This is a genomic window from Bacillus sp. RB3 (genome assembly GCF_030164735.1).
GTDB classification, from domain to species: Bacteria; Bacillota; Bacilli; order Bacillales; family Bacillaceae_G; genus Bacillus_A; species Bacillus_A cereus.
In genome coordinates, this window is the sequence record NZ_JASNGE010000044.1 from 15,577 (window position 1) to 30,499 (window position 14,923).

Here is a 14,923-nt window from a genome sequence, read left to right on the forward strand (position 1 = left end):
CGATATATTGTGTTGAATCGCTGATAAATTTAAAAAATCGCTGATATATTCCGAGAATCGCCGATATCGTTACATTAGAATGTTACTGTTCTTTTAATTTCTCTTGTTGTGCGATTAATAAATTGCGTAATATGTGTCCGCGGTAACTTTCTAGTTTTCGTCCTTCATGATAGCGTACGCCTAATTTTTTTAGTTCAGCTACGTACCAGCCCTTTGTTCCGTAATACATGGGATCACTTCCTTTTTGCTTTTGAACAGTATATGTTTGGGAGCGAAGTAACTTTACATTGAAAATAATAATGATAAAAGGAATTTTGCATGTGTATACCAGTGAAATTGCAAAGTTATCGAGGTGTTTTATAACGTAACGTCCAAGCCGTGTATAAAAAAGTAGACAGTTGTATATGAATTTGTTGAAAAAAGAATACACATTACTGAGGGGATTTGAAAAAAGTAATGCTATACGCTTTGGCATGATACTTGCGTTGGAAATAGTATCAACATATAGGGGAGAGATCGAAATGAAGGTTAGTAAAATATATACAACGATTGATGCACACGTAGCTGGGGAGCCGCTTCGAATTATTACGGGTGGCGTGCCAGAAATAAAAGGAGAAACGCAGCTGGAAAGACGCGCCTACTGCATGGAACATTTGGACCATCTTCGTGAGGTTCTTATGTATGAACCGAGGGGGCATCACGGCATGTACGGTTGTATTATTACCCCGCCTGCAAGTGCTCACGCTGATTTTGGCGTATTATTTATGCACAATGAAGGTTGGAGTACGATGTGTGGGCACGGTATTATCGCTGTTATTACAGTTGGAATTGAAACGGGTATGTTTGAAGTAAAGGGGGAAAAACAAAAGTTTATTATTGATAGCCCGGCTGGGGAAGTCATTGCGTATGCAAAATATAACGGGAGCGAAGTAGAGTCCGTATCATTTGAAAATGTTCCTTCCTTTGTATACAAAAAAGACGTTCCTATTAAAATAGATAACTATGAATTTCAAGTAGATATCGCGTTTGGCGGAGCTTTTTATGCGGTAGTAGACTGTAAAGAATTTGGCTTGAAAGTCGATTTCAAAGACTTATCTGCTATTCAAGCGTGGGGCGGTAAAATTAAGCACTACATCGAGAGCAAAATGGAAGTGAAGCATCCACTTGAAGAAGGATTAAAAGGGATATACGGCGTTATTTTCTCAGATGAACCGAAAGGAGAAGACGCAACTTTACGAAATGTAACAATCTTTGCTGATGGGCAAGTAGATCGTTCTCCTTGCGGTACAGGAACTTCCGCAAGAATCACAACTCTTTTTGGAAAAGATGCTTTACAAAAGGGAGAAATTTTCGTCCATGAATGCATTACTGACGGGAAATTCGAGGGGGAAGTATTGTCGGTAACCGCAGTAGATACATATGAAGCTGTCGTTCCAAAAGTAACGGGGAATGCCTTTATTACAGGATTTCATCAATTCGTTGTAGACCCGAGAGATGATTTGAATCGAGGATTTTTGTTAGGATAAGAGGAGGAGGTGGAAAGATATGCTAGTCATAAGCGCGAACGAACAACGAAACTTAGTAAATATGAACGAAGTCATTGAATACGCGGCGCTTGCTTTAAAAGAATTTTCCGCAGAAAGAACGATCACACCAATTCGAGGCTCATTGCCATTTGCGAACGAGAAAAATACGGCATTAATTATGCCCTCAGTAGCGGAAGGGCTTGAGGCACTTGGCTTAAAAGTAGTAACAGTAGTCCCAGAGAACAAAAAGATAGGAAAGAAAACGATAAACGGGATTGTGATGCTATCAGACTTTCAAACGGGAGAACCGCTCGCACTTTTAGAAGGATCGCACTTAACGATGATCCGAACAGGCGCCTTATCAGGAGTAGCGACAAAATATTTAGCTCGTCATAACGCAAAAACTTTATGCATTATCGGCACGGGCGAACAAGCGAAAGGAATTGCCGAAGCAATATTTGCGGTTAGAGATATCGAAAAAGTCATCTTATACAATCGCACAGAAGAAAAGGCGTATGCATTTGCGGAATATATACAAGAGAGATTCAACAAACCTGCATATGTTCACACAAATGCAAATGAAGCAATAAGCGAAGCAGACATCATCGTCACAACTACGAACGCATCCACACCAGTCTTCTCAGAAAAACTACAAAAAGGCGTCCACATAAACGCCGTCGGCTCATTCAAACCGAACATGCAAGAACTACCATCCCATGCCATCGCGGGAGCAAACAAAGTAGTAGTCGAATCAAAAGAAGCAGCACTAGACGAAACAGGAGACCTTCAAGTTCCGATAAAAGAAGGTCTATTCAAAGCAAACGCCATTCACGCTGAACTTGGTCAAATTATAAGTGGAGAAAAAGCTGGACGCGAAAATGATGAAGAGATTACTATTTTCAAATCAGTTGGTTTGGCGGTAGTAGATATTATCGTTGCGAAGTATTTGTATGAGAAAGCGGTGGAGCAAGGAGTAGGTAATAAGATTGAGTTTTGAGGGACTGCTTTTTGGTGGTCTTTTTTGTCAGGATGGGTGTGCTAGTATTTATAATTGAAGCCTTTTAATATTATGTTGAAATATATGAATTCTGCGCAGACATCACATCATTCATTCATTCATTCAATTGGTGTATGAAAAAAGTTGCACCTCTAATTATTAGAGGTGCAACTTTTTACCATTCACGCCATTCTTCTGTTATGTCTTCTTCAGATTCTAGACCAGCTATTCGTGCTGCTGTATCGATAAATTCATAGAGATCTTCTCTTTCCATTGTTTCGATAAAATAGTCATGTTCGTCATTTAATTCATTTATGTTAAGAACAACCTCTTTAACAACATGCATTATTTCAATTTCAGTTGGATTTTTTCCCAATTGCTCTAAATTATTTATGTAAGTATCAAGAACTTTATTTGTTGCACTTATATTTTCTTCAGTGAAAAATTCCCCATCTTCATCATTCTCAATCCATTGGGTTGTTGGTTTGTTTTTTTTCAGTTCATCAAATGTCATGATAACCTCCTAAATGTGTTTTTTGTCTTTAATCCCATTCTACATTTTCGGTCATATATAACAATCATTTTAGAGTTTTTTTGTAAGCTACTAGTTTTTTAACTCATTTTACGAGGTAACCTATTCGTGGTCTTCTTTTTTAATCCTCCTTATAAATATATTTTATGGCAAGAATGTATTAGTAGATTTCAAACTTTCCACATTTACAAAAAAGTTTGACTTTACATACAGGTAGTGGTAGTTTAAAACTTATAAGAAAACTCGGGATTAATTCTGAGTTTTCTTATGGGTATAACTAGTTTGAGGGGGCCAAAAGATGAAACGGAAATTATTTGCATTACCATTTGTTCTAATACTACTTATTGCATTAGCGGCTTGTTCTGGGGAAAAAGATTCTTCGAAGCAAGCGGGCACTAGTAAATCAGGGACTCCGAAAGATGGAGGAACGTTAACGATTGGTGTTAGCGATAATCCAGATACGATGAATCCGCTTTATGCGAATGATCGTGTGTCATTAACTGTGCAGCAGGCTTTATATGCGCCGCTATATCATATGGAAGACGGTAAGAAAAAGTTTGTTCTTGCTGAGAGCTTTACGCCTTCAGAAGATCAATTAACGTGGACATTGAAATTAAAAGATAATTTGAAATGGCATGATGGTAAGAAAATTACATCAGACGATATAGCATTTACATTCCAATCTATTTTGGATGAGAAGCAAAATAGCTCAAGTCGTGAAAACTTTATTTTTAAAGGAAAGCCGCTTGAGGTGAAAAAGGTAGATGAGTTAACAACTCAATTCGTTTTACCACAAGTAAGCGCATCTTTCGAAGGTGTAATGAATGATTTCTTCCCAATTCCGAAACATGTATTTGAAGGGGAAGCAGATTTAGCGAAGAGTAAGAAAAACTTACAGCCTGTAGGATCAGGGCCGTTTAAGTTTAAAGAGTATAAATCAGATGAGTATGTTGCATTAGATCGATTTGATGATTATGTAGGTGGGAAAGCTAAATTAGACTCTATCGTATACCGCGTTGTAAAAGACCGTAATACAGCAAATGTTTCACTGCAAAATGGTCAAATCAACATGAAAATGATTGAGCCGCAAGACTTTAAAAAACTAGATAGTACTGGGAACTTCTCAATGGTGACATTCCCTGAAGGTAGATTATTCTACTTATCTTATAACATGAATACAGATTTGATGAAGAAAAAAGAAGTGCGCCAAGCAATTGCGCATGCGTTAGATAAAAAAGAAATGATTAACTCAGCATTCGTTTCGGGTGAATTTGCAGAACCAGCAAATTCAATCTTAACGCCAGACGCTATGTATTATGCGAAAGATATTAAAGACTATAAGTATGATAAAAAAGAAGCGAAAGATTTATTAGCAAAAGCTGGCGTGAAAGATAAAGAAAAAGTACGTGTGATGTATGTAACGAATAATAAAATTATGGAAAGCTTAGCGCTTTATACACAACAAAAATTAAAAGAAGTTGGCTTAGAAGTTGAACTAAATGCATTAGATGCTAGTGCGGCAAGCGAAAAAGGCCTAGATAAAGAGAATAAAGAATATGACATTACATTTGGTGGTTACATAATGGGACCTGAGCCAGATTCATATAAGAGCTTATTCTTAAGTAATGCTGAATACAATTATGCACGATATAAAAACGCTGATTTCGATAAGTTATGGGAAGAAGCTGCAGTTGAAACAGATAAAACAAAACGTGCAGAGCTATACCATAAAATTCAAGAGACAGCTAGAGAAGACGTACCTTATCTACCAATTGCGTATCCGAAAGCAGTTATTGCAGTAGATAAAAAGTTTGATGGATTGAAAGAAGCAAAAGCAATTCCTGTCACAATGTTTGAAGATTTATCTAAGATTTATGAAGTGAAATAAGAAACTGTAAAGAAGCTGGTGGAAATCAGCTTCTTTATCAAGTTAAAGCCTAATTGATGTAGGCTAATGAAAGTTTCACTTTACCTTGAGGGGGGAAGTTTGTGTATAAAGTAATTGGGAAGAGGCTTTTAAATGCAATTCCGCTTTTATTTGTTATTTCTATTATTTCTTTTCTATTAATAAAACTAGCACCGGGCGATCCGGTTCGAAACTTTGTCACGCCGAATATGAGTCCAATTGATGTTGAGCGTATTCGCACAAGTTTAGGGCTAGATCAACCAATTTATATGCAGTATATTTTATGGTTAAAAAATATTTTAACAGGGAACTTTGGTTATTCACTTCAAAACCATCGTCCTGTTCTAGATCTTATTGTAGAAAGGTTACCTGCGACAATCGGCTTAATGGGATCGTCTTTACTCGTCTCATTTGTAATCGCAATACCACTTGGACTACTTACAGGTGTGAAAAAGAATTCTATCTTTGATCGCATTGTGAACTTTATCTCTTATGTGGGAATTTCAATGCCAGTCTTTTGGTTCGCTTTACTATTAATTTACTTATTCTCTTTAAAGTTGAACCTTCTTCCGAGCATGGGTATGCGCACAGTCGGTCAAGATTCCGTCTGGGATATTGTCCAGCACGGCATTTTACCTTGTATGGTGCTAGCGTTCCAAAACGTCTCTGTTTATATGAGATATATTCGTTCCAGTACAATTCAGCAATTAGAAGAAGACTATGTACAAATTCAATATGCGTACGGTGCTTCGAAAAAAACAGTTTTATTTAATCACGTACTTCGAAACGTATTAATACCAATCATTACAATTTTCGGATTATCCATTCCAAGTTTAGTAGGCGGGGCGTTTATTACGGAAACAGTATTCTCATGGCCGGGACTTGGTTCGCTCGGGGTGAATGCTATTTTTAGATTTGATTATCCAATTATTATGGCAATCACATTGTTATCATCGTTCATGTTAATTCTCGGTAATTTAATTGCTGATATTTTATATGGCGTAGTAGATCCGCGCATTCGAATGAGGGGGTGATTTGGAATGAATAATAGGAGATTTCAAACGTTAAAAAGTAGTTTTACGAAAAATAAGTTTGTACTAATAGGAGTTATTATACTTGCGGTTTTAACAATTGCATCGATATTCGCATTCGTATCACCGTACGATCCTAGTAAAATGTCGATTCCAGATCGTTTACAAGAACCGAGTATGAGTCATCCTTTCGGCACGGATGATTACGGAAGGGATTACTTAACGAGGGCATTATATGGCGGAAGAGTTTCACTTGCGGTCGGTTTCCTTGCGATGGTTGTTTCCATTACAATCGGAACCGCAGTCGGAACAATTAGCGGATATTTTGGCGGAAAGTTAGACAACTTCTTAATGCGAATTGTGGAAGTACTTATGTCAATCCCATCATTCTTCTTAATGCTGTTATTAAATGCTTATTTAAAACCAGGGATTACGACGTTAGTTCTTATTATTGGATTACTAACATGGATGGACACCGCTCGTATTGTAAGGGCAGAAACGCTATCTGTAAAAGAGCGTGAGTACGTTTTATATGCAAAAGTATCAGGACAGAAATCACTCACAATTATTGTAAGACATATCATTCCTAACATTTTATCAACCATTATTATCGCTGCGACATTAACAATTGCGACATCGATTTTAATGGAATCATCACTTAGCTTTTTAGGTTTAGGTATTAGAGAGCCAGATTCTTCTTGGGGTAGCATGCTAAACAATGCGCAAGGATATATTGGCGAAGCTTGGTATTTAACACTCTTCCCAGGATTCCTTATCCTTTTAACGGTACTTAGTTTTAACGTAATTGGTGAAGCATTGAAGAAAGCTTTCGCGCCAAAAGGAGCTGGAAATGAAAACTAAAGTGTTACGTGAAAGGAGTGAGAAGCGTGTCTGAAAAACTATTAGAAGTGAAGAATTTAAAGACTTCTTTTTTCATAGAAAGCGGAGAAGTAGAAGCAGTTCGCGGCGTTACATTTCGTTTAAATAAAGGAGAAGTAGTTGGTATCGTTGGGGAGTCTGGAAGCGGAAAGAGTGTGATGGCGAAGTCTGTTATGTCTCTCGTTACATCACCAGGGAAAGTGAAAGAAGGGGAAATTCTTTTTCATAATGAAAATATCCTTTCTAAATCTGAGAAAGAATTACGTTCTATTAGAGGAAATCAAATTTCACTTATCTCTCAAGACCCAATGTCAGCGCTAAATCCGGTCGTGAAAATTGGGAAACAAATGATGGAAGTAATTATACGTCATCAAAAAGTGAAAAAGAAAGAAGCAGAGCAAATCGCGGTCAACTTGTTAAAACAAGTCGGTCTTTCTTCACCAGAAGAAAGGGTGAAACAATATCCGCATGAACTAAGCGGAGGTATGAAGCAGCGAGTTATGATCGCAATGGCGATGTCTTGTAACCCTGACCTTCTCATTGCGGACGAACCGACGACAGCACTTGATGTAACGATACAAGCACAAATACTAGATTTAATGAAAAACTTAAAAAACGAAACGAACATGGCGTTACTTCTTATTACGCATGACTTAGGAATAGTCGCACAAAACTGTACACGCGTTATCGTTATGTATGGCGGACTTATTATGGAAGAAGGACCTGTACTTGATATTTTCCAATCGCCGAATCATCCATATACGAAAGGGTTATTAAACTCTCTGCCAAAAATCGCAAACGGCGTAAAAGAAAGACTTTCTCCCATTCAAGGTGTAACGCCAAACTTATTAAACCCACCACAAGGTTGCCCGTTCGCAGAGCGTTGCCCGCATGCGATGGACATTTGTGAAAAAGAACGTCCACCATATTTTGAAATCGGAAACGAAAGACGTTCCATGTGCTGGCTAAACGATAGGGCGGTAGGTGATTTTCATGCATGAAGAAAACTTAATTGAAGTTCGGAACTTAAAAAAGTATTTTCCTATTAAAAAAGGACTATTCGGCAGAAAAACAGAGCAATTAAAAGCAGTCGATGATTTAAGCTTCATTATTAAAAAGGGTGAAACATTCGGGTTAGTAGGAGAATCTGGATGCGGAAAATCAACGACAGGAAGAAGTATCATTCGCTTACACGATGTCACTTCAGGTAACGTTTTATTTGATGGAAAAGATATCGCAAGTTTAAAAGAAAGTGAACTAAAAGAATATCGAAAACGAATGCAAATCATTTTCCAAGATCCATACGCATCATTAAACCCGGCAATGAATGTATTCCAAATTATTAGCGAGCCAATGAACATTCACGGCTCTTACGAAAAAGAAGAACAAAAAGAAATCATATTAGACCTGCTCAAAAAGGTAGGCTTAAAAGAAGAACATTTATATCGCTACCCGCACGAATTTAGCGGGGGCCAGCGCCAGCGCATTAGCATCGCGCGTGCATTATCTGTAAAACCAGACTTTATCCTATGTGACGAACCAATCTCAGCACTCGATGTCTCAGTCCAAGCACAAGTCGTAAATATGCTGCAAGACATCCAAGAAGAAACAGGAGTCACATATTTATTCATCGCACATGACCTATCTATGGTAAGACACATATCAGACCGCATCGGAGTCATGTACTTAGGAAACATAGTAGAAATTGCCGACAGTGAAGACCTATACACAAAACCGGCACATCCATACACACAAGCACTACTCTCATCCATGCCAGAACCAGATCCAACAAACATAGGCAAAGAACGGATCATTTTGCAAGGAGAAGTACCAAGCCCACTCAACTCACCATCCGGCTGCAAATTCAGAACGCGCTGCAAATTCGCCACTGAAAAATGCGCACAGGAAGTACCGAAGATGGTTGAGATTGCGAAGGGGCATCAGGTGGCTTGTCATTTGTTTTAGAGGGAGAGCACTAGGGGGGACCTGGTGCTTTTTTCTTTTGTGTTGGGGTGTGGGATTGGTTGTAGACTAATGGTCAGTGATTGTTTATAGTTGCATTTCCTGTTATATAATTTTCCTTATTTTTCAACTATAATTGTAATGATATGTTAGATTGTATATTTTATCCTTAATATATTTAATGGAAGGGGGACTCTCTATGAAATTGCTTCGTTCATTTCTCATTTTGACTCTTGTTGTATTATTAAGCGCATGTAATACAGCAACAAAAGTCACAAAGGTTCAAAAAAATGGCGAAACGACTTTAACAATTGGTTCTTTGCAGGGGTATTACGATGTACAAACGCTTAAAGCTGAAAAAGGAAATGTGGAAATTCCTTATGAGGCAGCAGTTGAAGAAGGTACGATTTTATTGCAAGTCACAAAAGACGATAAGGTCATTTATGAAGAAGAAGTCACTTCTCAAAAAGAAGGTTTGCTTTCTTTTGAAGCGCCAAAATCCGGATCATATGATTTAATTGTACGCGTGAAGGGTGAAGAAGAGAAAGCGAAAGGGATTCAAATACATACGAAGCTATGAAAAAACGGCAAGCGGAGTATACTCGCTTGCCGTTTCCATTTCCAGTTGGTTCTGGCATAACAAATGCTCATCAATTTCAAGAAGTGAACGTAAAGTAATTCTAAAATATACAATATTTCACTTTCGGCGATGTAATCTCTAATAAAAGATTCAATAAATTTCATAATATAAATATTTAATTCTAATCATTAAAAATCCTACTTTTTCTTACTTTAATTGTTTCTAAAATATAAAGAAGAATACCTAAACCAAAAATTTTTTCAGTATTAGAAATATTATTACCTAATTTAATAATCGGTACATTTAAGCCAAATCTTTCACTCCATTCTAAAGGCATATATCCCCTCTTGCAGTTTATTAATATACGATCATCCATTGTATGAAAAGACGTTTCGAAAAAATCAAATTCCACTTCTATCTCAGAAATTTTTATCTCTTTTTCATTCATCAAAGAACCACGTACCATTCCAAATCCTTGTATCATATTTTCTTTAAACATACCTACACAATTATAATTCGAATCATAAATAGCCCAATCATAATTTTCAACTTCACTTTGAAAATATGCAAGAATTTCTCCATCACTTGCTTCCAATCCAAAAACTTCTTTATTTTTTAAAATATGTAATGTTGAAGGAATCATCTTTGTTCCTGCTACATATCTTCCATCAGGAGTATATAAACCTAAATGTTTATTATTGCCGGGTAATTCTAACAAAACATAAGTATCAATATCCCAAAATGTTAAATCATTTTTAACTATATTTTTTTCTAGTAAATTTCCTTTTCTTAATTGCCAAAATCCAATACTAAAAAATACAAGAGAAGCTATAATAATTAAGATTACTGGTCCCCAATTAATATTACCCCAAGTATTATACATACCAATTAATCCATAAAGAAAAAGCCCAGTTCCAATTAAACACTTCAACTTCCCCTTTTTTTTATAATACTCAAATAATTCCACGCAAACACCTCTATCAGTTGGTCTTAATATTCCAATTATCCTTCAAATGGGGGGCACATTACCGAAAGTAAAAAATTGTATGCTAAGGGTGTAAAAACCTATTATAGCAGGTTTTATAGACGTTATATTTACCTTTATAATAAAAGAGGATGTGGAGTAACTTGATTATTCTTAATCATTCGACAAGATGCAACAATTTAAGATCGTGTTTTTTGCTATGATAAGTAAGAAATTTACATATCGTGTTATTGGGGGATAAAAAGAGATGTTGAAAAAATTTACTACATGTATTTTGGGTGGCGCTTTAGTATTCAATTTATCTGGTTGCGGCAATACATCCGACAAAACTTCTTCAGAATCTAAAGAAACCAATTCTAAACAAGAAGAAAAGAAAGTGCAAACAACTGATGAGACGAAAACGAAAGAGAATACAAAGCAGAAAAATACAGAACAAACAAAAGAGAAATCAAAAATAAAAGAAAAAGAGTATGCTGTAAACAAGGATTTTCATACACCTAAATTTGATGTAACTGTAAAAAGAGTTGTAGAAAGAGATAAGGTTGGTAAAGAGAGTATAGGATTCCAAAAACCTGAAGATGGACATGTCTTTATTGTTGTAGAAGCAGAAGGGAAAAATATCACAAACGAACCGATGAAATTAGCCGTTTTACCATCAGTGGATTTAGTGGATGAAAATGATAATGCTTACCAAAGTGATGTGTTGGCAGCTAGTAGTTATGCGGTTGAAAAAGCCGAGACCTCTACTATTACTAAGGGATTAAAACCAGGGGAGGTAATGAGAGAAAGTAAAGTTTACGTGATTAATAAAAAAAAATTTGATACAGGAAAGTGGTATGTAGTTGTTAACCATGAGTATAAGGAACAAATTAAATAGTGTTTATTTATGAAGAGGAGATGGCTCCTCTTTTTTTTTTACAAGTTAACATAGAATTTCGTTATAATGTAGAAATTTAATGTTTTCGAAAAAAAGAATTGACTTCTATACTAGTTGTAACTAAAATGGTTACATAAAGATGTAATTAATTTAGTTACAACTAATATCTGCTAAAAATATGATTTATATATTTAATTAAGGATGGTGGTCCATACGTTGCCACCCGGTGTAGAAAGTTACTAACACATTCAAATCAATGCATATTCCAAGCTTTAGTATTTTCTGTTACGGGGCAATAAGGTGCATTGTTATCTTTTGTTAAAAACCTTGGTGGATCTTTCTTTGGAAATATTAGTTTTGGGGAAATATAGTAAGGTATCTAAAAAAGAACAAGGTATAAAAAGATGTACCTATATAAACCAAAAATTTAGTTGAGCTGGATAATAAAAAAAGGTAGGAGATTTAAATGGAGACGAAACAAGATAATCTTATTTACGTATGGGATGCATATTGTGGATGGTGCTATGGTTTTTCAGAAAGTATTAAAGGATTTTACAAAAACCACACTGAAGTACCATTAACGGTTTTATGTGGAGGGTTATTTTTAGATAATTTACCAATGAAAAACTTCTCATATATAGAAGAAGGAAATAAAAGAATTAATCAACTTACAGGTGCTGAATTTGGTCCTTCATATCAAAAATTGGTGGAGGAAGGGACTTTTAAAATGAATTCGAAAGATGCTGCAATTGGCTTTTCAGCTTTACGCTCATTAGCGCCAGACCGTTTATTAGAATTCACTTCGGCTATGCAAAAAGCGTTTTATTATGAGGGCCAAAGTCTGAGTGATCCTGAAACATATCGCAAGATTGCAATCGAGCATGGTTTGAACCCTGAACAAGTATTAGAACGTTTAAACGCTCAAGAAACAATAATAGATGTCCAAAATGATTTCAATAAAGTTCGACAGCTTGGTGTTAATAGCTATCCTTCATTACTTTTACAAAAGGATAATCAAATTATTCCTATTGGTGGTGGCGTAATGACACCGGATAAAATTGAAGCGCGTTTTAAAAATTTATATTAAGAAAATTTAGGATACAGTAGCAAACATGTTATCTTAGACCACCTGACGTTGATCTCCGGAATATTCGCCAGTACTATTACACTTTCAGATAAATGGGAGTGGGAGATTTTATCGGAACAAGATAAAAATATGATAATTAGTTAATAACTTTAACAAAAGGAGAATAACATACTATGTTTAAAACAATCGATACAAATCAAAAAGATGTGAAATTAACGGTGTTTAGTTCGGACGAAAAAAGCTTTATGGTCACAGCAACATTAGTTGAGAAAGCAGGACATGCATTTTTAATAAACTCAAAATTTACGCAGTCTGATTCGAAAGAAATTGTAGAGTATTTGAAAAAAAACAACTTATCTCTAGATAAAATCTTTATTATTCATGGGGATCCAGACTACTACTTTGGATTAGAGAGCATTAAAGCCGTTTACCCAGAAGCTATAGCGTATGCAACAGAGTCTACTGTTGAACATATCGTTCATTCTGTCTTAGGGAAATTAAAAGTTTGGAAAGACGCCCTTGGAGAAAATGCACCAAGTAACGTGGTATTACCTCAAGTATTTAAAGAAAAAGCGATTGATTTTCAGGGGTTAACATTTGAACTAGTAGGCTTAGATCATTACAGAACTAGCCTATTTAATAAAGAACTAAAAGTATTAATTGGTGGTATCGATGTATTTAACGAAATACATGTATTCTTAGCGGATACTAGCTCAAAAGCGGCTATGGAGGCATGGATTGAGAACTTGAAAGTATTACAAGCATTACATGCTGACATAATTGTGCCTAGCCATGGATCAATCGAAAAATCCCTAAATAATCAAGCACTTACTGCGACAATGGATTATCTAAGAACGGCGGTTCAAGCTTCTGAGGAAAGTGGAACTTCAAAAGATTTTGTGGCAAAACTTGAAGCAGCATATCCAGGCTATGCAAATAAAGGTGTATTAGAATTAAGTGCAAAAGTTGTAACAAAAGAAATGCCTTGGGGTTAATGATATGAATAAATATCAAAAACTATTACATGAAACGTATGTGTTAACTGGCGAAGGGAAATTGGATGCGTTCAAAACGTATTTAAGTGAAAATGTATCTTGGACAGAAGCTGCTGGGTTTCCATATGCAGGTACTTATATAGGTCCAGATGAAGTAGTGAAAAACGTACATGAACGTCTTGGCACAGAATGGGATGACTATAGCGCTAAAGATGAAATTTATGCTTTTAATAACAATACTGTTATCGTGTATGGAAAATATAGTGGAACATATAAAGCTACAGGGAAGTCATTTGTAGCAGATTTTTGTCATCTTTATAAGTTTGATGAGAACGATAAGGTTAAGAAGTTTATTCAAATTGTGGACAGTGCAACTGTTAATGAGGTATTAAGTTAGAGTTAATCGTTTCTAATATGCCTTGTATAGGGGGAGGTTAGGATAAATGAAATTCCTAACATTATCCCTGACATTACATTTTGGGGAAGGTTTCTCCTTCTTCAAGCTTTTTATAGAAGAAAACTTATTTAAGTAGAAGAGGTAGGTATATATGAAATTAGAGAAAAATTTAATCATAACAATTATTTCTGTATTTATTTTAGGAGTAGTTTCGACTTTGGTATATCAAGCTTCCAACGGTAATAACAAAGGTAACTCAATTAAGAGCGAGAATGTCGCTTCTGTATCAAAAGAAGTAAAAGAAAATGAAAAGAATAAAAAGATGGTAGTTGATTTCTATAATGAAGTTTTTAACAAACATAATATCGATATTATCCCTAAATATGTTAGCGAAGATTATAAGCAACATAATCCTTTTGTTGCTGATGGACGAAAAGCCTTCATGGATTTCTTTAAGGAGGATTTTGTTAAAAATCCTAATTCCTCTGCAGAGATTAAACGTGTAGTAGCTGAAGGGGATACAGTTGCTCTTCATGTACATTCTCGTACTAATTCTCAAGATAAGGGAGTTGCTATAGTGGATATATTTCGTATCAAGGATGGAAAGATTGTCGAACACTGGGATGTAATTCAAGAGATTCCAAGTGAAGCAGCTAATGATAATACGATGTTTTAGATAGAAGATATATCTAATAATTGTTTAATTGATAGTGCTGTATAGAGTTTAGAAATTTAGATAATTAGTCATCAAATTTGGAAATCATTTAAAAATAGCATATTAAATGATGGCACAAATTAATACGAAATAGCTCTTTAATAAAAAATCCTACTCATTAAAAAATGAGTAGGATTTTTTATTAAAGAATAGTGCTAATTTTGTGGTTCGGCACCATCTAAATTTGGAAACCATGAAAGTATAGGTACTCTATATCCACGTAAAGTAAAATCGTAATTTTTTCCTTCTTTTATGTTTGCTTGCAGATCCACTGAATGAAACTTCATCATAAGAAGGCTATCCTCATTAGAAATAACTTTTTCGGTTCCATTTTTTTGCTCAACCTAGTACAATCTTACCAATTTAAAAAAGACCACCATTACTGAAGTGCACCCCAATTGTTAGACACATAATTAACAATAGGAGGTGCATTTTTTATGGCTAAATTTTCTTC

At 35.5% G+C, this 14,923-nt stretch carries 17 protein-coding genes; 13 read left to right on the forward strand and 4 right to left on the reverse strand.

Annotation, left to right across the window (positions count from 1 at the left end; all coding sequences use genetic code 11):
* Positions 1 to 82: 82 nt before the first annotated feature.
* Complete coding sequence (locus QO049_RS27960; protein WP_074790672.1) at positions 83 to 313, reverse strand: YflJ family protein; 231 nt, start codon at positions 311 to 313, stop codon at positions 83 to 85.
* A gap of 208 nt (positions 314 to 521) precedes the next feature.
* Here QO049_RS27960 and QO049_RS27965 point away from each other — a divergent pair, with 208 nt between their 5' ends.
* On the forward strand, positions 522 to 1,526 hold the full coding sequence (locus QO049_RS27965; RefSeq protein WP_284489692.1) for a proline racemase family protein: 1,005 nt from the start codon (positions 522 to 524) through the stop codon (positions 1,524 to 1,526).
* Between the two features lie 19 nt (positions 1,527 to 1,545).
* Entirely contained in the window at positions 1,546 to 2,523 is a 978-nt protein-coding gene (locus tag QO049_RS27970) for an ornithine cyclodeaminase family protein (protein ID WP_284489693.1), read from the forward strand.
* Positions 2,524 to 2,698: 175 nt separating this feature from the next.
* Here the strand turns inward: QO049_RS27970 and QO049_RS27975 are convergent, their stop codons facing one another.
* Positions 2,699 to 3,037, reverse strand: coding sequence for a hypothetical protein (locus tag QO049_RS27975; protein WP_016109317.1), 339 nt, complete (start codon positions 3,035 to 3,037; stop codon positions 2,699 to 2,701).
* 316 nt (positions 3,038 to 3,353) lie between these two features.
* Between QO049_RS27975 and QO049_RS27980 the strand changes: the two genes are divergently transcribed.
* The 6 genes from QO049_RS27980 to QO049_RS28005 all read left to right on the forward strand — a co-directional run bounded on the left by QO049_RS27980 (position 3,354) and on the right by QO049_RS28005 (position 9,413).
* Complete coding sequence (locus QO049_RS27980; RefSeq protein ID WP_000823579.1) at positions 3,354 to 4,943, forward strand: ABC transporter substrate-binding protein; 1,590 nt, start codon at positions 3,354 to 3,356, stop codon at positions 4,941 to 4,943.
* 101 nt (positions 4,944 to 5,044) lie between these two features.
* Complete coding sequence (locus QO049_RS27985) at positions 5,045 to 5,995, forward strand: ABC transporter permease (RefSeq protein WP_000278807.1); 951 nt, start codon at positions 5,045 to 5,047, stop codon at positions 5,993 to 5,995.
* Positions 5,996 to 6,001: 6 nt separating this feature from the next.
* The gene (locus QO049_RS27990) at positions 6,002 to 6,853 is read left to right on the forward strand and encodes an ABC transporter permease (RefSeq protein ID WP_001065317.1); all 852 of its coding nucleotides are present in this window, start codon (positions 6,002 to 6,004) and stop codon (positions 6,851 to 6,853) included.
* A gap of 26 nt (positions 6,854 to 6,879) precedes the next feature.
* On the forward strand, positions 6,880 to 7,872 hold the full coding sequence (locus QO049_RS27995) for an ABC transporter ATP-binding protein (protein ID WP_001291151.1): 993 nt from the start codon (positions 6,880 to 6,882) through the stop codon (positions 7,870 to 7,872).
* Positions 7,865 to 8,836 carry an ABC transporter ATP-binding protein gene (locus QO049_RS28000; protein ID WP_246962153.1) on the forward strand — a complete coding sequence of 324 codons (972 nt, stop codon included), beginning with the start codon at positions 7,865 to 7,867 and terminating at the stop codon, positions 8,834 to 8,836. The genes QO049_RS27995 and QO049_RS28000 overlap by 8 nt, the downstream gene beginning before the upstream one ends.
* A 196-nt stretch (positions 8,837 to 9,032) precedes the next feature.
* Positions 9,033 to 9,413 carry a BA_1872 family lipoprotein gene (locus tag QO049_RS28005; RefSeq protein ID WP_000771857.1) on the forward strand — a complete coding sequence of 127 codons (381 nt, stop codon included), beginning with the start codon at positions 9,033 to 9,035 and terminating at the stop codon, positions 9,411 to 9,413.
* A 181-nt stretch (positions 9,414 to 9,594) separates the two neighbouring features.
* Here the strand turns inward: QO049_RS28005 and QO049_RS28010 are convergent, their stop codons facing one another.
* On the reverse strand, positions 9,595 to 10,380 hold the full coding sequence (locus QO049_RS28010; RefSeq protein ID WP_246962156.1) for an ABC transporter ATP-binding protein: 786 nt from the start codon (positions 10,378 to 10,380) through the stop codon (positions 9,595 to 9,597).
* A 265-nt stretch (positions 10,381 to 10,645) separates the two neighbouring features.
* Between QO049_RS28010 and QO049_RS28015 the strand changes: the two genes are divergently transcribed.
* The 5 genes from QO049_RS28015 to QO049_RS28035 all read left to right on the forward strand — a co-directional run bounded on the left by QO049_RS28015 (position 10,646) and on the right by QO049_RS28035 (position 14,430).
* On the forward strand, positions 10,646 to 11,275 hold the full coding sequence (locus QO049_RS28015; RefSeq protein WP_246962159.1) for a DUF4352 domain-containing protein: 630 nt from the start codon (positions 10,646 to 10,648) through the stop codon (positions 11,273 to 11,275).
* Positions 11,276 to 11,741: 466 nt separating this feature from the next.
* On the forward strand, positions 11,742 to 12,362 hold the full coding sequence (locus QO049_RS28020; protein WP_000448626.1) for a DsbA family protein: 621 nt from the start codon (positions 11,742 to 11,744) through the stop codon (positions 12,360 to 12,362).
* A gap of 173 nt (positions 12,363 to 12,535) precedes the next feature.
* The gene (locus tag QO049_RS28025) at positions 12,536 to 13,357 is read left to right on the forward strand and encodes an MBL fold metallo-hydrolase (protein WP_000477273.1); all 822 of its coding nucleotides are present in this window, start codon (positions 12,536 to 12,538) and stop codon (positions 13,355 to 13,357) included.
* Between the two features lie 4 nt (positions 13,358 to 13,361).
* Positions 13,362 to 13,754: a nuclear transport factor 2 family protein gene (locus tag QO049_RS28030; protein WP_001046361.1), complete on the forward strand. Its 393-nt coding sequence runs from the start codon at positions 13,362 to 13,364 to the stop codon at positions 13,752 to 13,754.
* A 151-nt stretch (positions 13,755 to 13,905) separates the two neighbouring features.
* Complete coding sequence (locus tag QO049_RS28035; RefSeq protein WP_246962162.1) at positions 13,906 to 14,430, forward strand: nuclear transport factor 2 family protein; 525 nt, start codon at positions 13,906 to 13,908, stop codon at positions 14,428 to 14,430.
* 194 nt (positions 14,431 to 14,624) lie between these two features.
* Here the strand turns inward: QO049_RS28035 and QO049_RS28040 are convergent, their stop codons facing one another.
* Entirely contained in the window at positions 14,625 to 14,759 is a 135-nt protein-coding gene (locus tag QO049_RS28040; RefSeq protein ID WP_000975273.1) for a hypothetical protein, read from the reverse strand.
* Between the last annotated feature and the right edge of the window lie 164 nt (positions 14,760 to 14,923).